This window comes from Glutamicibacter sp. AOP5-A2-18, assembly GCF_052446055.1.
In the GTDB taxonomy this organism is placed as follows: Bacteria; Actinomycetota; Actinomycetes; order Actinomycetales; family Micrococcaceae; genus Glutamicibacter.
Map to the genome: position 1 here is coordinate 1,683,788 of NZ_JBQSVW010000001.1, position 17,277 is coordinate 1,701,064.

Annotated in this window: 18 protein-coding genes; 7 read left to right on the top strand and 11 right to left on the bottom strand. The window is 54.5% G+C overall.

Annotation, left to right across the window (positions count from 1 at the left end):
• Window positions 1-49: 49 nt before the first annotated feature.
• A complete protein-coding gene (locus tag ACT3RW_RS07925) occupies window positions 50-1,009 on the bottom strand; it encodes a bile acid:sodium symporter (RefSeq protein ID WP_444613389.1) in 960 nt (319 codons plus the stop codon).
• Between the two features lie 141 nt (window positions 1,010-1,150).
• Here ACT3RW_RS07925 and ACT3RW_RS07930 point away from each other — a divergent pair, with 141 nt between their 5' ends.
• The gene (locus ACT3RW_RS07930) at window positions 1,151-1,534 is read left to right on the top strand and encodes a DUF3054 domain-containing protein (RefSeq protein ID WP_131088204.1); all 384 of its coding nucleotides are present in this window, start codon (window positions 1,151-1,153) and stop codon (window positions 1,532-1,534) included.
• Here the strand turns inward: ACT3RW_RS07930 and ACT3RW_RS07935 are convergent.
• Complete coding sequence (locus tag ACT3RW_RS07935) at window positions 1,514-2,056, bottom strand: hypothetical protein (protein WP_131088205.1); 543 nt, start codon at window positions 2,054-2,056, stop codon at window positions 1,514-1,516. The two genes, ACT3RW_RS07930 and ACT3RW_RS07935, sit on opposite strands and share 21 nt — an antisense overlap.
• The gene (locus ACT3RW_RS07940; protein WP_444613390.1) at window positions 2,057-2,653 is read right to left on the bottom strand and encodes a sigma factor-like helix-turn-helix DNA-binding protein; all 597 of its coding nucleotides are present in this window, start codon (window positions 2,651-2,653) and stop codon (window positions 2,057-2,059) included.
• A gap of 161 nt (window positions 2,654-2,814) precedes the next feature.
• Here ACT3RW_RS07940 and ACT3RW_RS07945 point away from each other — a divergent pair, with 161 nt between their 5' ends.
• A complete protein-coding gene (locus tag ACT3RW_RS07945) occupies window positions 2,815-3,096 on the top strand; it encodes an Lrp/AsnC family transcriptional regulator (protein ID WP_131089764.1) in 282 nt (93 codons plus the stop codon).
• A 78-nt stretch (window positions 3,097-3,174) separates the two neighbouring features.
• Here ACT3RW_RS07945 and trpD read toward each other — a convergent pair whose 3' ends face one another.
• Window positions 3,175-4,242 carry an anthranilate phosphoribosyltransferase gene (gene trpD / locus ACT3RW_RS07950; RefSeq protein WP_131088207.1) on the bottom strand — a complete coding sequence of 356 codons (1,068 nt, stop codon included), beginning with the start codon at window positions 4,240-4,242 and terminating at the stop codon, window positions 3,175-3,177.
• Window positions 4,243-4,528: 286 nt separating this feature from the next.
• Here trpD and ctaE point away from each other — a divergent pair, with 286 nt between their 5' ends.
• The 4 genes from ctaE to qcrB all read left to right on the top strand — a co-directional run bounded on the left by ctaE (window position 4,529) and on the right by qcrB (window position 8,825).
• The gene (ctaE, locus tag ACT3RW_RS07955) at window positions 4,529-5,167 is read left to right on the top strand and encodes an aa3-type cytochrome oxidase subunit III (protein WP_262197783.1); all 639 of its coding nucleotides are present in this window, start codon (window positions 4,529-4,531) and stop codon (window positions 5,165-5,167) included.
• Between the two features lie 76 nt (window positions 5,168-5,243).
• On the top strand, window positions 5,244-6,038 hold the full coding sequence (qcrC, locus tag ACT3RW_RS07960) for a cytochrome bc1 complex diheme cytochrome c subunit (RefSeq protein ID WP_131088209.1): 795 nt from the start codon (window positions 5,244-5,246) through the stop codon (window positions 6,036-6,038).
• Window positions 6,039-6,102: 64 nt separating this feature from the next.
• Window positions 6,103-7,152, top strand: coding sequence for a cytochrome bc1 complex Rieske iron-sulfur subunit (qcrA, locus tag ACT3RW_RS07965; protein WP_131088210.1), 1,050 nt, complete (start codon window positions 6,103-6,105; stop codon window positions 7,150-7,152).
• A 2-nt stretch (window positions 7,153-7,154) separates the two neighbouring features.
• Window positions 7,155-8,825, top strand: a complete 1,671-nt coding sequence (gene qcrB, locus ACT3RW_RS07970; protein WP_131088211.1) for a cytochrome bc1 complex cytochrome b subunit — start codon at window positions 7,155-7,157, stop codon at window positions 8,823-8,825.
• A 419-nt stretch (window positions 8,826-9,244) separates the two neighbouring features.
• Here qcrB and ACT3RW_RS07975 read toward each other — a convergent pair whose 3' ends face one another.
• The 6 genes from ACT3RW_RS07975 to ACT3RW_RS08000 all read right to left on the bottom strand — a co-directional run bounded on the left by ACT3RW_RS07975 (window position 9,245) and on the right by ACT3RW_RS08000 (window position 15,278).
• Window positions 9,245-10,027, bottom strand: coding sequence for a GntR family transcriptional regulator (locus ACT3RW_RS07975; RefSeq protein ID WP_444613391.1), 783 nt, complete (start codon window positions 10,025-10,027; stop codon window positions 9,245-9,247).
• A gap of 109 nt (window positions 10,028-10,136) precedes the next feature.
• Complete coding sequence (locus ACT3RW_RS07980; protein ID WP_131088213.1) at window positions 10,137-10,538, bottom strand: cytochrome c oxidase subunit 4; 402 nt, start codon at window positions 10,536-10,538, stop codon at window positions 10,137-10,139.
• A gap of 2 nt (window positions 10,539-10,540) precedes the next feature.
• Window positions 10,541-12,259: an aa3-type cytochrome oxidase subunit I gene (gene ctaD / locus ACT3RW_RS07985; RefSeq protein WP_131088214.1), complete on the bottom strand. Its 1,719-nt coding sequence runs from the start codon at window positions 12,257-12,259 to the stop codon at window positions 10,541-10,543.
• A 5-nt stretch (window positions 12,260-12,264) separates the two neighbouring features.
• Window positions 12,265-13,146 carry an aa3-type cytochrome oxidase subunit II gene (ctaC, locus tag ACT3RW_RS07990; protein ID WP_131088215.1) on the bottom strand — a complete coding sequence of 294 codons (882 nt, stop codon included), beginning with the start codon at window positions 13,144-13,146 and terminating at the stop codon, window positions 12,265-12,267.
• Between the two features lie 214 nt (window positions 13,147-13,360).
• Window positions 13,361-13,735: a HesB/IscA family protein gene (locus ACT3RW_RS07995; protein WP_131088216.1), complete on the bottom strand. Its 375-nt coding sequence runs from the start codon at window positions 13,733-13,735 to the stop codon at window positions 13,361-13,363.
• 133 nt (window positions 13,736-13,868) lie between these two features.
• Window positions 13,869-15,278, bottom strand: coding sequence for a dipeptidase (locus ACT3RW_RS08000; RefSeq protein ID WP_131088217.1), 1,410 nt, complete (start codon window positions 15,276-15,278; stop codon window positions 13,869-13,871).
• A gap of 69 nt (window positions 15,279-15,347) precedes the next feature.
• On the opposite strand from ACT3RW_RS08000, the gene ACT3RW_RS08005 reads away from it, so the two are divergent.
• Window positions 15,348-15,941, top strand: coding sequence for a DUF3043 domain-containing protein (locus ACT3RW_RS08005; protein WP_131088218.1), 594 nt, complete (start codon window positions 15,348-15,350; stop codon window positions 15,939-15,941).
• A 270-nt stretch (window positions 15,942-16,211) separates the two neighbouring features.
• On the opposite strand, the gene ACT3RW_RS08010 is transcribed toward ACT3RW_RS08005, so the two are convergent.
• Window positions 16,212-17,276, bottom strand: a complete 1,065-nt coding sequence (locus tag ACT3RW_RS08010) for a quinone-dependent dihydroorotate dehydrogenase (RefSeq protein WP_131088219.1) — start codon at window positions 17,274-17,276, stop codon at window positions 16,212-16,214.
• Between the last annotated feature and the right edge of the window lies 1 nt (window position 17,277).

A 17,277-nucleotide genomic window follows, 5' to 3' on the forward strand; every position in this document is an offset into this window, starting at 1 on the left:
CAGGTCACTTCCTGTTTAACGCTAGTTATTTGTTCATGAAAGCGTTCATCTAGATCATTCGAGGAACTATTTTGATCATCAGCAGCACGGCCATCAGCTCTACGAGCGTCTGTGTGACTACAACAGAAGAAGTCAATGCGAATTCAGCGGGCAACGCTAGGGCAATCGGGAGCACAACGAGAGAGTTTCGAGTAACCCCACTGAATGTCAGCGCGCGTAGCGAACGGGTAGTCAGACCGAACGCTTTGCCAGTCAGTACTGAGAGGATCCCGGCTACAAGGGCGAATAAGGCGAAGACGAAGATCGGTGTCAGCAACTCCCCGAGCTGGGATGAAATCGAATGAAATTGTGAAGCAATAACAGCCAGTAATGTCATCATCATGATTGGCGCCATGAGGTAATCGGCAAGTGGTGCGACGCGGCCGGCCCAGCTGAATCGTGAAGCTAATAGTTGCATGGCACAGGCGAGGGCTAGCGGTAGCAGGATTAGCGTGACGAGCGCGTGGAGAAATGGACCCGGTGTGAAAACGGTCAACGACGTTTTCCCAACGATCAGATACATGTAGATAGGTATCAAAAGCATCTGCAGCACGAGCAGCAATGGTGCGGCGGCCAGCAGCTTGTGGTTATCTCCCCCGGCAATGCCAGAAAAGACGATGACGTAATCAACACAAGGAGCCAGCAGCACCAGCACAACACCGATGAGCACAGCAGTCTCGATATGAATAATCCGGGTCACCAGCAGCACAAGGCAGGGAACGAGTACAAAGTTCACCAATAAAAGCGAACCAATGAACTTGATGTCTCGAAGACCATCGAGCAGGCCAAGCAATGGAATGCCCAGAAACGTTGAAAACATTAGGATGCCAAGAAGCGGATTGACGGCTAAGGAAAAGGCTGACGCTGAGCTTGGTGCTACTTCCCCAATGAGACATCCGGCGAGGATAGCAATGAGATAGAGCGCAATCTGATGCTGCTGTATCCACGCGCTGCCCGGCCATGCCTTCATGCTACTAATGCTAGTTGACGTGGGGTTCGGGTATGGCGCCGTAGTCAGCCGCAATGAATCCGCGTCTCGTGTGTCTGAGTCAACAGGCAAGTCTTCGCCATGGCTTTCTTAGCGAAGTGGCTACGACTCTAAGATGAGTGTATGAAGCAAAATCTCAGCAAATGGCCGATGCTGGCCGTCATTGACGTTGTTCTCATTATTCTTTTCGCGACGCTTGGGCGCCGTGAGCATGAACATGGCTTGGGCCTCGGCGGGATCCTGCTGACTGCGTTGCCGTTCCTGATTGCTTACGTCATCATGACGCTTGTGTCCAAGCCTTGGCTGACCATCAACAAGCTCTGGCCCTCGGGAATTCTCGTGTGGCTGGGAACGGTAGCCATAGGTATGGTCGTACGGATCATGATGGGCAAAACTGCGGCGTTCTCGTTCGTCATTGTGACCCTGATTGTCCTCGGGGTCTTCTTGATTGGGCGTCGCGCGGTAACGTCATGGATCGCTAAGCGATCACAACAACAAAAGGCCTAGCCCGTAAGAACCCGCTGCGATCAGCCCGCTGGCAAATGTACCCAGGATGAATTGCTCGGCGGCTCGGTGATCCTTCAATTCTGAGAATCGTCCCAGCCCCTTGATCGCCATGACGATAGCGATGCCTTCAGGCCAGCTAGCCCATAGGGTACTAACAATTGCGGCGCGTTCTAAGAGTCCGATCCATAAACCACCTCGTAGTGGTGATGGGTCGGATTCGTCTTTAACAAGTGTTGAGTCATTCTTGGCTGCTAGGCGGAACACGAGCTCCGTAAAGGGTCCACCGAAGCTGATAGCAAATATTGAGGACAGCACGATGACGTAGAACGCCGGAACGTTTGAGGCCTGTGCCACTGAGTCGGTTACGGCCGCAACGACAGCGGAAACGATTGCTAGGATTCCGGCCGCGACGACCAGAAATTCTCGCGTGCCCGCGCGTTTGCCGATAGATGATCCAAAGTAGGCAGCCAAGCAGGAAAGAATGGTGGCCAGTCCAAGGCTGCTCCACGCGATCCAAAACATCTAAGACTCCCCCAGCATTTTCAGTTGCCTTGTTAGCGACTTGGCCGCTTCATCCATCATGCGGTTAGCTTCAAACCATAACGCGGCAGACAGACGAGATGAGACCGCTTGCTGGGTGATGCCCAGTTCCTTTGCTATTTGCTGTTGGGTTAGACCTTCGTCAGCCAAAGTACCGGCCTCCCACGCGGTCGCTCGTCGCTTGGAAACGATGCAGGCAGTTAGCTGAAGCTCTGCTTCAAGTCGAGTGGCTTCGTGGGACGGGCCATGTACCGCTACGTGAGCGTTGGTATTTTTTGCTCGCTCCACGGCGACGCGGGCGAATTCAAAGGCAGGTCCGCGGCCGGCGCGAGTTTCCTTAGAAAGCGGGGTCTCCACTTGGCCGAAACCTAGTCCGACACTCCAGTCCCCCGAAGCTGCCATCATGACTGCCAGCCTGATTGCTTCGGACGCGTCATCCAATACAGCCTGAACTTCATCACCAGCGGTACGCTCGAATTGGCGGACAACCGCAACGGTGGCGTTCGCCTGCTCGATGAGTGTTTGAACCTTGTCCTCGGAGGATCTGGAACGCCGCTGGTCAATGGTAAGTACAATCATGCAACAATCATATAACTTTGTAAGTGGATATACCAATTTATAATCCTGTAAAGAGCTTTCGATTCGAGTCGGTGCAGGCTCGCTGATTATTCATTTTCGACTAGAGTTGAAACTAAGTAATGGGTCTTCACGATGGAGACCACGTAGTGAAAGGCGCAGCAATGGTCACCGCATTCGTCATGATTCAGACGGCAACTGACAGCATCCCAGAGTGTGCACAGCAGATCTCCTCCATTCCCGGGATCAGTGAAGTTTATTCAGTCGCTGGTGACTGGGATCTGATCGCGGTGGCTCGGGTGCACAAGCATGAAGATCTGGCTGAAGTAATCGCCAATAAGCTCTCCAAGATTCCCGGCATTCGAGGCACCCAAACGCATATTGCCTTCCGCGCCTACTCGGATCACGACCTTGAAGCGGCGTTCTCCCTGGGTCTTGACGACTAATCACAACGCACAAAGGACGCCCCTTAGTTGTTTGTAAACCAAACAACTAAGGGGCTTCCTTGTATGTAGAAGGTGTGGTTACTCCCCTACGATCTCCTGAGTAGTTTTTGACCATGATTCCAGCACGGCCTTGGCTGCGCCTGAATCGATAGAATTGGCTGCCCGGTCCATGGCAGTTCGCATCCGTTCAAGGAAGCTGCCCTCGCTAGAGCTGTCGTAGGCAACCATGCCGGCTGCTGCATTAAGCAATACTGCATCGCGCGCTGGACCAGTGGAACCAGAGACAATGTCCTTTACAACCTGTGCATTGTGTACAGCGTCGCCGCCGCGTAGCTGCTCGATAGTAACCCGGTCGATCCCTAGGTCTGCAGCGTCAAAGGCAAACTGGGTGACCTTTCCATCGCGTATTTCCCAGACCTGGTTAGCTGATGTTGTGGTCAGCTCGTCGAGTCCATCCTCTCCGCGGAATACCAGGCCACGTGAACCTCGGCTGGCTAGAACACCGGCCATGATCGGCGCCATGACGAGGTCCGAACAGCCGACCGCAGAAGCTGAAGGTAGTGCTGGATTGGTGAGCGGACCCATGAAGTTAAACGCGGTAGGGATGCGCAATTGTCGACGGGCCCCGGCCACGTGACGCATCGAGGGGTGGAATACGTTGGCAAAGCAGAACGCAATTCCAACCTTGTCATACACCTCTACAAGTCGCTCGATTGGTACGTCGAGGCGAACGCCTAGAGCTTCCAAAACATCAGCGGATCCGGAGGAAGAAGAAGAGGCGCGATTGCCGTGCTTAACTATGTTGATACCGGCACCGGCGCACACCAGGGTGGCCATGGTGGAGATATTTACGGTGTTCTGACGATCCCCGCCGGTTCCAACAATGTCCAGAGTTTGTTCGTCAATATTTAATGGCCGTGCATTGGCCACCATTGAGTCGACCAAACCGGTCAATTCGGCAACGGTTTCGCCTTTTGAACGCAACGCAACGAGGAAGCCGGCGATTTGAACATCGCTGGCTTCGCCGCTCATGATCTCATTCATGGCCCAAGCGGCCTGTTCGCGACTGAGATCGCCACCGCTGATCAGGGTAGCCAGAAGATCTGGCCACGTTGGGAACTTTTCGTATTCAAGGCTCGTTGACACAAATGAAAGCCTATCTAGCTAGCCGGTAGTAGCCCAATTCGTGAAGCCAGATGGTGTGGCATAAGTCGCTAAATCCCTAGAGGGATCAGGGATAAATAGGACACGCATCTGTTGCTTAAGCGATTGTTTCGCCAGACTCGCCGGTTCAAGCTCTACGAATTGTAGAAAGAGTTTTCTTGATACTTCCGCGTGTTTCCGCGGATGTTGTCCCTATGTGGCGCAAAAAACCTCCGACAACGCCTTTTTGCATTGGTATCTGAGGGGCATTTAGAGACATAATGTCAGTGTGACAACTGCGACTCATGCCCCAAATACGACGGCGCCACATGCGCCGAACCGCCCAAACATGGTGTCGGTGGGAACGATGGTGTGGCTCTCCAGCGAGCTCATGTTCTTCGCCGCCCTCTTCGCCATGTACTTCAGCCTCCGGGCTGCCGCGCCCGAACTCTGGGCGAATGAAACTGCCAAACTCAACGTGCCGTTTGCGCTGGTTAACACCTTGATTCTGGTGTCCAGCTCATTCTCGTGCCAGCTTGGTGTGTTCCGTGCCGAAGAATTCAAGCCTCGTCGTTCCGGCGGACTGTTTAACTTCAAGGAATGGGGAATGATTGAATGGTTCATTCTTACCTTCATCCTTGGTTCCATCTTCGTCTCGGTCCAGGCTTTTGAATACGTCACCCTCGTTCACGAGGGTGTAGCACTAAACTCGAACTCCTACGCTTCGGCCTTCTACATGACCACCGGATTCCACGGCATTCACGTGACCGGTGGCCTGATTGCTTTCTTGCTGATCATTGGTCGTGCAATGTTGGCTAAGAAGTTTGGTCACTTTGAAGCAACGGGTTCCATCGTCGTGTCTTACTACTGGCACTTCGTTGACGTTGTTTGGGTCGCGCTATTCGCGATCATCTACTTCTTGAAGTAGCAGCTTTTAGTAATAGGTTGCCTCAACAAGAAGTACGGCAACATCACACCTAAGAAACTAAGTGAGGAACCAGCAAGTGAAGGCTCTTTCGAAAAAGCGCCGCCACCCGCTCGCCGCTGTGGCCCTGCTTCTGTTTGGATTGCTGATTACCGGCAGTCTCTACACCGCAGCAGGAAACATTAGCGAAGCGAAGGCCGCGGAGACCACCGCAGCATCGCAGTCCGATGTTGACTCTGGTCAAAAGCTTTTCGCCGCCAACTGTGCTACCTGCCACGGCATGCATGCCGAAGGTTCTGACTCCGGTCCTTCGCTGATCGGCGTAGGCGCGGCGGCTGTTGACTTCCAGGTCGGCACCGGCCGTATGCCAATGCAGATGCAGGGCCCACAGGCTCAGGCCAAGCCAGCTCAGTTCGACGACAAGCAGATCTCTCAGTTGGCAGCCTATGTTGCCAGCTTGGGTGCAGGTCCGTCTGTCCCGGATGAAGAGTACCTAGACACCACCGAGGGCGACGCCGCTCACGGTGGAACGGTATTCCGCGTGAACTGCGCAATGTGCCACAACGCTGCTGCAGCCGGTGGTGCACTGACCCGTGGTAAGTTCGCTCCGACTTTGACGGGCGTAACCGAGAAGCACATCTACGAAGCGATGGCTACCGGCCCACAGAACATGCCAGTGTTCAACGACTCCAACATCACCCCAGACGAGAAGCGTGACGTAATCACCTTCCTGAAGACCATTGAAGCTAATGGTTCGGCTGGCGGCGCTGCGTTGGGTTCCTTGGGCCCGGTTGCTGAAGGCCTGTTCACCTGGACCGCTGGTCTGGGTATCATCATCGCCTTCACCATTTGGTTGACCTCGCGTCCTTCCTAAAGCGCGGCGCAAGCCGCAACATCACTACGTACATAAATTCCTAACAAAAGGATGAGAGAGAAACATGGGCGACCATAGTCACGGCAGTCCCGAAAACTCGGGCACCGTTGCTAAGGCTGACGATGTAGCTCAGGATCGTTTCCCAGATCCAGGCTTACCACCCCATCGTCCGCGTCTCGCAGATCGCGATCCGCGCGCAGCCAAGCGACACGAGCGTCAAGTAGCGCTCCTATTTACCATCTCCATCATCGGCACGCTCTTCTTCTTCGTGGCCTACTTCGTCCTGGGCCGCCTAGGCGAGATGTCCTTCGCTGAACTGCGTGTGCAGAACGCTGCTTTGGGCCTCGGCACTGGCTTCGCGATGCTCGGCATCGGTGTGGGTATTGTCCACTGGGCAAAGACCCTGATGCCAGATCACGAGCTCATGGAAATGCGCCACGAGATCACCTCTGAGGCTGACCGCCAAGATGCCGTTGAGATCGTAGACACCATCATCGAAGAATCCGGTATCAAGCGTCGTCCGCTGATCCGCAACACCCTGATTGGCGCCATCGCTTTGGCTCCAATTCCAGCCGTGTTCATGTTCCGCGACCTGGACCGTACCGGTAAGACCGCTCACCAGATGATTGACCAGATGCGCCACACCATGTGGGACACCGGCATTCGTCTGACCCGCGATCCATCGGGCACCCCGATCAAGGCATCGGATGTTCAGATCGGTTCGGCATTCCACGTTGTACCTGAAGGCATCAACGAGACCGAGAACCCTCTCAATGAGAAGGCTAAGGCCGTTGTACTGCTGATGCGTATGGATCCAGCTGAAATGCAGATCTCCGAGGGCCGTGAAGACTGGAACGTTGACGGTATCGTTGCGTACTCCAAGATTTGCACCCACGTTGGTTGCCCAATCGCACTGTACGAGCAGCACACGCACCACCTGCTGTGCCCTTGCCACCAGTCGACCTTCGACCTGACTCAGGAATGCAAGGTTGTCTTCGGACCGGCTGGACACGCTCTACCTCAGCTGCCAATCACCGTTGACGCTGACGGCTACCTGGTTGCACAGAGTGACTTCCACGAGCCTGTTGGCCCAGCCTACTGGGAGCGTGGCTAATCATGAGTGCATCTAACGAATACACCCCAGCGACCACCACCGGTCGTATTGCGAATTTTGTTGATTCCCGCGTTGGTGCCTCAGGCATCGTCAAGGAATTCGGTCGCAAGATCTTCCCAGATCACTGGTCATTCATGTTCGGTGAAGTGGCAATGTACACCTTCGTACTGTTGCTGCTCTCGGGTACCTTCCTCACCTTCTTCTTCGATCCATCAATGGCCCACGTGGTCTACGAAGGTTCGTACGTGCCAATGAAGGGCCTTGGAATGTCCACGGCTATGGCATCCACTATGGACATCTCCTTCGATGTTCGCGGTGGCTTGTTCATGCGTCAGGTACACCACTGGTCGGCATTGCTCTTCGTAGCTTCGCTGTCCGTGCACATGCTCCGCGTGTTCTTCACCGGTGCATTCCGTCGCCCACGTGAATTGAACTGGGTTGTTGGTGGCGTTCTGCTGATTATGGGTATGGCCGCTGGTTTCACCGGTTACTCCCTTCCCGATGATCTGCTTTCCGGTAACGGTCTGCGCATTATCGATGGCGTTATGAAGGCACTGCCAATCGTTGGTACTTACCTGTCGATGTTCTTCTTCGGCGGCGAGTTCCCAGGCGAGCATGTCATCCAGCGTCTTTACTCACTGCACATCATGATTGTGCCTGCAGTGATCATCTTGCTGATCGTCATCCACCTGTTCATGGTTGTGACTCACAAGCACACTCAGTACCCAGGCCCAGGTCGCACCAACGACAACGTTGTTGGCTTCCCAGTTGGTCCGGTTTACGCTGCAAAGGCCGGTGGATTCTTCTTCATCGTCTTCGGCATCGTTGCCCTGATCGCTGGCCTGTTCCAGATCAACCCGATTTGGAACTACGGACCATACGACCCATCCCCTGTTTCGGCTGGTACCCAGCCTGACTGGTACATCGGTTTTGTTGACGGCGCCCTGCGCTTGATGCCAGGTGTTCTTGGAAACTTCAGCTTCGAGTGGAACATCCCATTCCCATGGGGTACCAACACTCTGGTTCTTTCGGTTCTGTTGCCTGCACTGGTTCCTGCTGGCGCAATCTTCATGGTGATGTTCGCATGGCCTTGGATTGAGCGTTGGGTAACCAAGGACAACCGCGAGCACCACTTGCTGGATCGTCCGCGTAACGCTCCGTTCCGTACCGCCATGGGTATGGCCGGTGTGACCTTGTACAGCGTGATGTGGGCAGCTGCATCCTCTGACTTGATCGCAACGCACTTCCATGTGTCACTGAACGATGTGACCTACTGGTTGCGTACACTGTTCTTCCTAGGCCCAATCTTCGCCTTCTGGTTGACCCGTCGTATCTGCCTCTCGCTGCAGCGCAAGGATCGTGAGATCGTATTGCACGGCCGTGAAGCTGGCATCATCCAGATGTCCCCTGAAGGTGCATTCACTGAGAAGCACGAAGAGGTCGACGTGTACAAGCGTTACCTCTTGACCAACTTCGTGGATCGCCAGTACATCCCGGCAGAGCCTGACGCCGCTGGCCACGTCTCCGGTTCGGAGAAGCGCCGCGCAATGATCTCGAAGTTCTTCTTCGAAGATCGTGTTGCTCCTGTTACCCCATCGGAACTGGAAGCAGCACATGCTGCTCACGGTCACCATGAGGTTGAGGGCAACAAAGCAGACTCGATCGAGAAGTAATTCCGACTCGCGTTAGTCACTAAATGAGGGACACACCAAACGGTGTGTCCCTCATTTATTTAACTCCCAAAGCCACAGCGTCCCCCCTGCGCGCCGGTAACGGGGATGCATGAGCCACCGGGTGCTTCGGTGTCTGCGCAGGCTCGTGAAGCGGACCAGGGGCGTCTGAGGAACTGGTGAAGGCTGACCCACCTGCCTCAACGCGACACGGATGCTAATTTCAGGCAGCGAGCAAGTCTGGACCAGGGCAACAGTCCCGATTGGACGTGATGACCAACTCGTCCGTAGTTAGTCTAGGGTGAGCCCGGGAGCAGGCAGCTGAGCCAGGCAGTTCTCTCAGCGTGACTCCCCCAGCTGATTCATCAAAAGCAGCCCACAGCCTTCTAGCTACGAGACGGGAAAGTTTTAGAGCAGTGGTGTCAGTACGCCTCGGTGTAACGCGGCGTACGGGTTCCAACACGCTGTAGCGGTACAAAGAGCTTGTAACGGTCCGAACGGTAGAGCGAGACCGAGTAGTCGGCCAGTCGCTCGCCAATATACGCATAGCGGGTGATCTGCAACAGTGGGAAGCCTGGCTCTACGCCCAGCAAATGCCCCTGTGACTTGCTTGCTGCTGTACTTTCGACCTGATCCTCACCCCACTCCAAAAGGATGCCGTAGCGCTCGTGCAGCGCCTGATACAACTTTGATGGCGGTTCGCCGTCGACAAAGCCTGGAACTAGATCCGCCGGCATATAGTTTTCGTCCAAACTCATGGGAGTACCGTCGGCCAACAGCAGGCGCTTAAACTGCACCACGGGTGCCCCCTCCTCAACCATGAGTTGCAGGGCAAGGTTCGGGCTGGACTTGATCTCCGCGAATGCGAGAACGTGAGCATCCGGGACCATGCCACGGCGCATCATGTCTTCGGAGTAGGAATGCAGCCTGACCCGTAAATCCAGTTTCTCTGGCACAACAAATGTTCCAATGCCAACGACACGCTTGAGCACCTGTTCATCAACTAGGGCATCAATAGCTTGCCTGATGGTCTTACGGGCCACCGAAAAGTGTTCAGCGAGTTCTCTCTCGGGCGGTAGCTTGTACCCTGGCTTGCAGGCTTCGCGCGCGTGGGTCCGCAGGATTTCTCTGATCTGCCGGTATTTGCTCTGCTTGCTCTGCGGATCAAGGTGAGCCTCAACTTTCGGCTGTGGTGCATGGCGCATGCTTGACCCTTCTATTCGAGCTAAGCCGAGACTGTGGTGTCGACCCTACTGATGTTAAAAGACTAATGGGGTGACAAGCAATTGCTTGTCACCCCATTAGGAGTACTGCTTAGTGTGCGTGGTCTCCACGGCTGTATTCGTAAACCCAGCCGGTCAAACCTACAATCGACAAACCTGCGCCGATGAAGAAGACCCACCAGCCAACGGCGATGCCCAAGAAGGCGATCGCTGCGGAACCGGCAAGTACCAGTGGCCACCAGCTCCATGGCGAGAACATTCCGATGTCACCGGCGTTCTCGTGGATCTCACCATCAACGCGGTCTTCGGGACGAAGCCCGACGCGCTTGGCGGTGAACATCAGGTACCAACCAACCATGGCGGACAGGCCCACGAGCATTAGCAATGCCATGAACCCAACCCATTCGCTCCAGTTGGTCATGTAGCCGTAAACGACTGCAATAGGGGCGAAGAAGAAAACGCCACCTAGGAAAATCCAGGATTCAACTTTCATCGTTACAGATCCTTCTGGTCAGCAGGGCCAAAGATCTTTGCAGCCGGCGATTCAGGGGTAACTCGACCGCTCAGTTCCGGGTGGTGCAGGTCCAGAGCTGGACGCTCTGAACGGATGCGTGGAATCGAGTGGAAGTTGTGACGTGGTGGTGGGCAAGAAGTTGCCCACTCCAGCGAAGCACCAAAGCCCCATGGATCGTCTACGTCGATCTTTGCACCATTGCGGAAGGTGGTCCATACGTTCCAGAAGAACGGAATCATGGATGCACCAAGAATGAATGCAAATACGGTCGAAACCTGGTTCATGGTGGTGAAACCATCTTCAGGCATGTAGTCGGCGTAACGACGTGGCATACCCATTACACCCAACCAGTGCTGGATCAGGAAGGTTCCGTGGAAGCCGATGAACAGCATCCAGAAGTGAATCTTGCCAAGACGCTCGTTGAGCATCTTGCCGGTCCACTTTGGCCACCAGAAGTAGAAGCCAGCGAACATTGCGAAGACAACGGTACCGAAGACCACGTAGTGGAAGTGTGCCACCACGAAGTACGAGTCAGAAACGTGGAAGTCCAGCGCAGGTGCCGAAAGGATAATACCGGTCAAACCACCGAACAAGAAGGTGATCATGAAGCCGATGCTCCACAGCATTGGGGTTTCGAAAGTAATCGAACCGCGCCACAGGGTACCGATCCAGTTGAAGAACTTCACACCGGTTGGTACAGCGATCAGCATGGTCATGAAACCGAAGAACGGAAGCATTACCGAGCCAGTGACGTACATGTGGTGTGCCCACACGGAAACCGACAATGCAGCGATCGAGATGGTCGCGAAGACCAGACCCTTGTAACCGAAGATCGGCTTGCGGCTGAAGACCGGGAAGATCTCAGAGACGATACCGAAGAACGGCAGCGCAATGATGTAAACCTCTGGGTGTCCGAAGAACCAGAACAGGTGCTGCCATAGGACTGCACCGCCATTATCAGGATCAAAGATGTGAGCACCAAAGCGACGATCAGCACCTAAAGCGAACAGCGCAGCTGCCAGCGGTGGGAAGGCCATCAGGACCAGCAATGAAGTGATCAAGGTGTTCCACGAGAAGATCGACATGCGCCACATGGTCATACCAGGTGCACGAAGGCAGATGATCGTGGTGATGAAGTTGACGGCACCCAAGATGGTACCGAAGCCCGACAGTGCTAGACCGAAGACCCAAAGGTCTCCGCCAACGCCTGGCGAGAAGGTGGTGTTCGACAGTGGAGCGTAAGCGAACCAACCGAAGCTTGCTGCACCCTGTGGGGTGAGGTAGCCGGCCAGCGCGATTGCCGAGCCCATAGCGAAGAACCAGAAAGCCAAAGCGTTCAGACGTGGGAAGGCCACATCTGGGGAACCGATCTGCAGTGGCATCATGACGTTAGCAAAACCAGCAAACAGCGGGGTTGCGAACATCAGGAGCATGACGGTGCCGTGCATGGTGAACAGCTGGTTGTATTGTTCCTTGGTCTGCAGGATCTGCATACCTGGCTGGAACAACTCTGCACGAATCAGCAGCGCCATAACGCCACCTACACAGAACAGAATGAACGAGCTGATCAGGTACATGTACCCGATCTTCTTGTGGTCAGTCGAAGTAATGTAGTCGACGAAGATGCGACCCTTCGACTTTGGAACCACGGCCGAGGTAACCGACTTGAAGTCGTCAGAAGCGTATTCAAATGTTGACATAGCGATTACTCTCCTTCCCCGTGCTCTACAACTTTGCCGTTTACTGCGTCAGGCTGACGGTCGTACTCTTCACCGATGTGTCCATCGTCCATCTTTGCAAGCTGAGCCTTGAATTCGGACTCGCTTACAACCTTGACGTTGAACAGCATTTCGGAGTGGTACTCACCGCAGAGCTCGGCGCACTTACCGTCATAGTTACCTTCAACCTGTGGGGTGAGGTAAATATGGTTCGTCTTGCCCGGGATCATATCCAGCTTCTGCAAGAAGGCTGGTACCCAGAACGAGTGGATGACGTCGCGGCTGTTCAGATCTAGCTGTACCGACTTGCCAGCTGGCAAGTACAAGGTTGGCAGCTCTTCACGAGCACCTTCTGAACCGTCGGTGTGCAGGTGAGCCTGAGTGCCGGTGAAGTGCTTTTCAGATCCCTGGTAGGTGTAGTTGAAGTCCCAAGACCACTGCTTGGCACGAACGTCTACGACGAGCTGAGAATCAACCGGCTTGTTGATGCTCTTCTCAAGGGTGTTGTTGAAGCTAAAGAAGACTAGAACAAGGACCAAAGGAATGGCCGTGTAGAAGATCTCCAGTGGCATGTTGTAGCTCAGCTGACGTGGGTAACCCGTGTCAGTCTTACGGCGGCGGTAGGCGACGATGCACCAGAGCATCAATCCCCAGGTCAAAACACCGATGACTACCACGGCGATCCACGAGTGAACCCAGAAATCCTGGATTGCACCGGTGTGGTTGGTGGTGTCGCGCTCCACGTTGGGGAGCCAACCGCGTTTTGCCTCCGCTGAACATCCCGTCAAAAGCAGTGCGCCAGTGCCGACTAAAGCCAAAACTTTGGCTTTAGCAGACCCGCGACTGCCGGTTCGGTCTTGCGAACTCACAGACGGCCCTTCCTCTTTGTTGGTGCAGAATGTGGTCTTCATAAGTCACCTCGTGGTTAAACGAGTTGCACAGTGAGGTGGCTCACGAAGAGGAAACATAGTTTTACTACTTAACGTAGAGCTTACCCTCTCAGGGGTCAGAATGCCGAAAAACGCCGCTGTTCTAACGAGAAATTTCTTCAACGTTTGAACAGCGGCGTTAGTTCCCTATGACCTAGTGGAAGGAGTCTCCACAGGCGCAAGAGCCGGAAGCCGTAGGGTTATCGATGGTGAAGCCCTGCTTCGAGATAGTGTCCTCGAAGTCAATGGATGCACCAGCAAGGTATGGGACGCTCATCTTGTCTACGATGACTTCTACGCCATCGAAGTTACGCACAGCGTCACCATCGAGCATGCGCTCATCAAAGTAGAGCTGGTAGATCAGGCCCGAGCAGCCGCCTGGCTGAACGGCGATGCGCAAACGCAAATCGTCGCGGCCTTCCTGCTCCAACAATGAGCGCACCTTGTCTGCGGCCACATCGGAAATGTTTACCTCATGGGTTGGCAACTCGGTTGGGTCACCCTTGGTCTGGTCAACAGTTACAGTCATGATTTCCTCCCATTACTGCTAGTTATGGCTTCAGCTTCAAGGATTGCCCTCAAAGTTCAGCCTCTGCTCTTGGTTCTATCCTACGTCGCAACAGCTAAGATTTCTCCCCCTGTGTCACTTCGTATGACGCGCCTCATAGCCCTTCGACGTTGATCCTTGCCAGTAGAAGCGCTTCGGCCTCGATAGCGTGCTGGAAGTCTCCGATGTGCAGTGACTCGTTCGCGGAGTGCGCCCTTGAATCAGGGTCCTCAACACCGGTCACAAGAATCTGCGCCTTCGGGAAGACTTCGAGCAAATCAGCGATGAATGGGATTGAGCCACCTAAGCCCATATTTACCGGTACAACACCCCAAGCTTGTTCCAACGCCCATCGGGCGGTGTCATTAGCCGAAGCATCAAGATCAGCCTTATAAGCATTTCCGGCTTCGGTTGCCTTGAAGTCCACCTGTGCACCGCGAAGATCGACACCCATTACGTGCTCTTCTAGGGCGGACAGAGCCTTTGCTGGATCTTGTCCCGGAGCCAATCGCATCGAAACCTTAAAACGCGTTTGCGCAATGAGGGTATTCGACGACTGATCAACGCTAGGCATATCCATTCCAATGACGCTCAGCGCTGGTTTATTCCACAGGCGATCGGTGATCTTCCCGGTACCGGCCAATTCGAACGAATCCAGGACGCCCGAGTCATTGCGGAACTGCTGCTCGTCGAAGTCGACGTCCGCAGTTTCATTGGACACCAAGCCCTGAACGGCGACCGAACCATCTTCATTGTGGAAGGTGGAGATGAGCTTTGCAGCGAGTAACGGCGAGTCCAGCACTGGACCGCCAAACATGCCCGAATGAACGGCGTGCTTCAGCGAACGAACGGTAATCTCTGCTGCACACATACCGCGCAATGAACTGGTCAACGCCGGGGTACCCACGGCCCAGTTACTGGAGTCGGCAACAACGATCACGTCGGCTGCCAGCTTGTCCTGGTGTGCTTCGAGGAAGTTGCGGAAGGACGGCGATCCAGCTTCTTCCTCACCTTCGAAGAAGTAGGTAACGCCAACACCAAAATCGCTGACCAGATCAAGCACCGCGCGCAATGCGGCGATGTGAACCATGATGCCGGCTTTGTCGTCGGCAGCGCCGCGGCCAAAGAGGCGGTCCCCTACCTTGGTGGCTTCGAATACCGGCGTGTTCCAATCCGCGTCGTTGCCTGGAGGCTGCACGTCATGGTGGGCATAAAGCAGAACGGTTGGCTTGCCGGGAGCTGCCTTGCGTTGAGCGACAACTGCAGGAGCGCCCATCGTGCCATCGTCAGCTGGTTCGCGCAGAATCTCTACCGATTCCATGCCTGCGTTCTTAGCTAACTCGGCGACCGCTTGTGCGGACTTCTCTAAGTTCTGCGGATCAAAGGACTCCCAAGCGATGCTCGGGATAGAAACCAAAGTCTTGAGCTCTTCGAGGATCTGCTCGAAGTTTGAATCAATGTGGTTCTTGAGTGACTGAATATCGACGCCATTCGTTGCGGCGTCGAAGGTTGAATTTGTGCTCATGTCTTCAGCCTAGCAATTCCTCGCGTATCGAATGTCACGTGGCTAACTATTTCCGGCTAAGATGGTGGGGTGTTTGGACGTAAAAAGGATGATCCTCAATCCCCCGTAAATGTACAGCCCGCAGAGCAGGCTCCGGATTCAACGGATGGCCGTAAAGCGGGACCAACGCCCAAGCGCAGTGCGCAGCAGGCAAACCGTCAGCGCCCCTTGGTGCCTACTGACCGCAAGGAAGCCAAAGAAGCAGAGCGTCAGCGACGCATCGAAGCTCAGAACCGCCTTCGCTTGGCCAATGAGACAGGTGAAGAGCGCTACCTGATGCCACGTGATCAGGGTGAACAGAAGCGCTACACTCGCAACTTCATTGATGCTCGTTGGATGTTCGGCGAGTTCATGATGTTTATCATCCTGGCCTTCTTGGTGATCTCGCTGGTATTCCAACGGAATCTGCCGGTTCAGATGATCGTTCAGATCGCCCTCTGGGTTGTTATCGCCTTGATCATCCTTGAAGCGATCTTCACTTCAATCGTGCTCAAGCGTCGCCTAGTGGCAAAGTTTGGCCATATGGAACGCGGTATCCGCATGTACGCAGCGATGCGTGGAATGCAGTTCCGTAAGCTTCGTTTGCCGAAGCCACAGGTCGCCCGAGGCGCCAAAATCGACTAATTTCGGCTGTACCAGCCACTAAGGGACAAGCTCAAAAGAGCTTGTCCCTTTTCTAATATCCTTTAGCGGCCAGTTACAATGTTTAAAGTGTGTATATATTTTTACAAGGTTTTACTAAGGGTTAGTGGCCTGGCCCTAAAAACCTTGTACTCCCCCGAGCAGACGCATTCCTTATCGACTTGTAGTCGCGGATACAAAAAAGCAGTGGAGAACAAGTTCAAACTCGTTCTCCACTGCTTCACCAAATCATGCTTTTTCCAGCGCAGCTGATTACAGAATGCGCTCTAGGCTCTTGTTGATCGAGCGCGCCCAGAACGGTCCTTCGTAAAGGAACGCGGTGTAACCCTGAACGAGGTTTGCGCCTGCGTCCAGTCGATCCTTAACGTCTTGGGCATTCTCAACACCGCCCACAGCGATCAGTGCCATCTGTTCAGGAACCAAGGAACGCAGCTGGCGAAGTACTTCGAGGGAACGCTGCTTCAAAGGAGCACCTGATAAGCCGCCGGCGCCAATTTCCTGAACCTTCGCAGAATCGCTCTTTAGCCCATCGCGTCCAATGGTTGTATTGGTGGCGATAATTCCGTCGAGCTCAAGTTCCACTGCCAACTGGGCAACTTCAGAAACGTCTTCGTCACTCAGATCCGGTGCAATCTTGACCAGCAACGGAATATGACGACCGGCTACGTTATCTGCCAGCTGTCCAACTTCACTGAGCAGTGGTCGCAACGACTCCACACTTTGTAGCAAGCGTAGACCCGGAGTATTTGGGCTGGACACATTAACCACGAGGTAGTCCGCGTGGATGGCCAGCTGACGTGTTGACGCGAGGTAATCCCCCACTGCATCTTCAAGTTCGACAACTTTAGTCTTGCCGATGTTCACGCCGATCACCGGACGGGTAGCGTCGTAATCACTTTTCAGTGCTTGACGAGCATTGGATACTCTCGCTGCAACGCGTTCGGCGCCTTCGTTATTGAATCCCATACGGTTGATCACCGCACGGTCTTCAACCAGACGGAAGAGTCTCGGCTGCGGGTTACCTGGCTGCGCCTGACCGGTAACCGTACCGATCTCGACGTGTCCAAAACCAATGTCGCTGAGCGCAACGATCCCGGTAGCGCCCTTATCAAAACCAGCCGCGAGTCCAAACGGTGATGGGAAGTCAATGCCCATGACGGTTCGCTTCAGCTTAGGTGCCGGCGCGAAGAATTTACGCGTCACTTTGGTGAGCCCTGCGCGTTGCGCAATCTTGATGGCGTTGAATGCAAAATGGTGTGCCTGTTCAGGATCCATTTTGGTGAACACATGTTTGAAGACCAGAGGGTAAATGCGCATA

Bases quoted from the DNA above. Each gene is read 5' to 3' on its own strand.
- ACT3RW_RS07925 (WP_444613389.1), bottom strand. From the start codon at position 1,009: ATGAAGGCATGGCCGGGCAGCGCGTGGATACAGCAGCATCAGATTGCG.
- ACT3RW_RS07930 (WP_131088204.1), top strand. From the start codon at position 1,151: ATGAAGCAAAATCTCAGCAAATGGCCGATGCTGGCCGTCATTGACGTT.
- ACT3RW_RS07935 (WP_131088205.1), bottom strand. From the start codon at position 2,056: ATGTTTTGGATCGCGTGGAGCAGCCTTGGACTGGCCACCATTCTTTCC.
- ACT3RW_RS07940 (WP_444613390.1), bottom strand. From the start codon at position 2,653: ATGATTGTACTTACCATTGACCAGCGGCGTTCCAGATCCTCCGAGGAC.
- ACT3RW_RS07945 (WP_131089764.1), top strand. From the start codon at position 2,815: ATGGTCACCGCATTCGTCATGATTCAGACGGCAACTGACAGCATCCCA.
- qcrA (WP_131088210.1), top strand. From the start codon at position 6,103: ATGGGCGACCATAGTCACGGCAGTCCCGAAAACTCGGGCACCGTTGCT.
- qcrB (WP_131088211.1), top strand. From the start codon at position 7,155: ATGAGTGCATCTAACGAATACACCCCAGCGACCACCACCGGTCGTATT.
- ACT3RW_RS07975 (WP_444613391.1), bottom strand. From the start codon at position 10,027: ATGCGCCATGCACCACAGCCGAAAGTTGAGGCTCACCTTGATCCGCAG.
- ACT3RW_RS07980 (WP_131088213.1), bottom strand. From the start codon at position 10,538: ATGAAAGTTGAATCCTGGATTTTCCTAGGTGGCGTTTTCTTCTTCGCC.
- ctaD (WP_131088214.1), bottom strand. From the start codon at position 12,259: ATGTCAACATTTGAATACGCTTCTGACGACTTCAAGTCGGTTACCTCG.
- ACT3RW_RS07995 (WP_131088216.1), bottom strand. From the start codon at position 13,735: ATGACTGTAACTGTTGACCAGACCAAGGGTGACCCAACCGAGTTGCCA.
- ACT3RW_RS08000 (WP_131088217.1), bottom strand. From the start codon at position 15,278: ATGAGCACAAATTCAACCTTCGACGCCGCAACGAATGGCGTCGATATT.
- ACT3RW_RS08010 (WP_131088219.1), bottom strand. From the start codon at position 17,276: ATGCGCATTTACCCTCTGGTCTTCAAACATGTGTTCACCAAAATGGAT.